A 2,183-nucleotide genomic window follows, 5' to 3' on the forward strand; every position below is an offset into this window, starting at 1 on the left:
GTCAAGGGCACCGTTACCGCGATCGAGAATGATCTCGCCGTCATCGATGTGGGGCTGAAGTCCGAAGGCCGCGTGCCTTTGCGCGAATTCGCGATGCCGGGCCAGAAGGCTGACCTGAAGGTTGGCGACGAAGTCGAAGTCTATGTCGACCGCGTCGAAAACGTCCACGGCGAAGCGATGCTGTCGCGCGACCGCGCCCGCCGCGAAGCCGCCTGGGACACGCTGGAAGCCGAATTTGCCAAGAATTCGCGCGTCGAAGGCGTCATCTTCGGCCGCGTCAAGGGCGGCTTCACGGTCGACCTGAACGGCGCCGTGGCCTTCCTGCCCGGTTCGCAGGTTGATATCCGCCCGGTGCGCGATGTCGCCCCGCTGATGGACATCCCCCAGCCCTTCCAGATCCTGAAGATGGACCGCAAGCGCGGCAACATCGTCGTCTCGCGGCGCGCGATCCTCGAGGAAACCCGCGCCGAACAGCGTTCGGGCCTGATCCTCAGCCTCGCCGAGGGCCAGGTGATCGACGGCGTCGTCAAGAACATCACCGATTATGGTGCGTTCGTTGACTTGGGCGGCATCGACGGTCTGCTCCACGTCACTGATCTGAGCTACAAGCGCGTCGCGCATCCGAGCGAAGTGCTCGAAATCGGCCAGACCGTCCGCGTCCAGATCATCCGCATCAACAAGGACACGCAGCGCATCAGCCTCGGCATGAAGCAGCTTGAGAGCGATCCGTGGGATGGCGCGATGGTGAAGTATCCGATCGGCGCCAAGCTGTCGGGCCGCGTCACCAACATCACCGAATATGGCGCTTTCGTCGAACTCGAAGCGGGCATCGAGGGCCTGGTCCACGTCTCCGAAATGAGCTGGACCAAGAAGAACGTCCACCCCGGCAAGATCGTGTCGACCAGCCAGGAAGTCGATGTCATCGTGCTCGAAGTCGACGCCGAAAAGCGCCGCATTTCGCTCGGCCTCAAGCAGGCACAGGCCAATCCGTGGGAGGCCTTCCTCGAAGCGCATCCGATCGGCTCGACCGTCGAAGGCGAAGTCAAGAACGCGACCGAATTTGGCTTGTTCATCGGCCTCGACAACGACGTCGACGGCATGGTCCATATGTCGGACATCGCCTGGGGCATTTCGGGCGAAGACGCGCTCAACCTGCACCGCAAGGGTGAAATGGTGAAGGCCGTCGTGCTCGACATCGATGCTGAGAAGGAGCGCATCTCGCTCGGCATGAAGCAGCTCGAACGCGGTGGCCCGGTTGCGGGTGCCCCCGCTGCTGCTGCCACCGGCGCTGCCGAGGGTTCGCGGCTCAACAAGAATGCGATCGTCACCGTCACCGTGCTCGAAGTCCGCGATGCGGGCCTTGAGGTTCAGGTCGGCGATGCCGGCGTCACCGGCTTCATCAAGCGCACCGATCTGGGCCGCGACCGCGATGAGCAACGTCCGGAACGGTTCCAAGTCGGACAGAAGTTCGATGCGATGGTGACCGGTTTCGATCGTTCCAAGAAGCCGACCTTCTCGATCAAGGCGATGCAAATCTCCGAAGAAAAGGAAGCGGTTGCGCAGTATGGTTCGTCCGACTCGGGTGCGTCGCTCGGCGACATCCTCGGCGAGGCGCTCAAGGCGCGGAACGCCGACAAGAGTTGATTATACCCAAAATGGGGCGATTCGGCAGGATCGCCCCATTTTTGGCTTTTCGGGTGCCAATTGATTGGCTTACACCAGTAGGCGTTGAGTGACAGCGTTATCAGGGGGCGGGACAGGACTCGGATGGTAGTTGTGGCTTGCCGGTTTTGCGGGAGATGCACATGATTCGCTCCGAATTGGTCCAAAAGTTGATTGCCGAAAATCCCGATCTGACGCCACGCGACATCGAAGCGATCGTCGCCACCTTCTTCGATGAAATCTCCGCCCAGCTCGCCGCCAATGGCCGCGTTGAACTGCGCGGCTTCGGCGCCTTCAGCATCCGCGCCCGCGACGCGCGCACCGGTCGCAACCCGCGCACGGGCGAGCTGGTCGATGTCGACGCCAAGCGCGTTCCCTATTTCAAGCCCGGCAAGGAAATGCGCCAGCGCCTGAACATGTAGCGCGGGATACACGTCACCGCTTGACGCCGCCGCGCGGCTGCGCTTGCACTGCGCTGCCGCGGACGTGGCGAAATCGGTAGACGCAGCAGACTTAAAATC

At 62.2% G+C, this 2,183-nt stretch carries 2 protein-coding genes; both read left to right on the forward strand.

The annotated features are described in order from the left end of the window. On the forward strand, positions 1-1,644 hold a 1,644-nt coding region (rpsA, locus tag K2W81_RS13900; RefSeq protein WP_294105373.1), incomplete at its 5' end, for a 30S ribosomal protein S1. A 161-nt stretch (positions 1,645-1,805) separates the two neighbouring features. Beyond that, the gene (locus K2W81_RS13905; protein WP_294105374.1) at positions 1,806-2,084 is read left to right on the forward strand and encodes an integration host factor subunit beta; all 279 of its coding nucleotides are present in this window, start codon (positions 1,806-1,808) and stop codon (positions 2,082-2,084) included. Positions 2,085-2,183 lie beyond the last annotated feature (99 nt).

The organism is Sphingomonas sp., assembly GCF_019749955.1.
Classification (GTDB): Bacteria; Pseudomonadota; Alphaproteobacteria; order Sphingomonadales; family Sphingomonadaceae; genus Sphingomonas.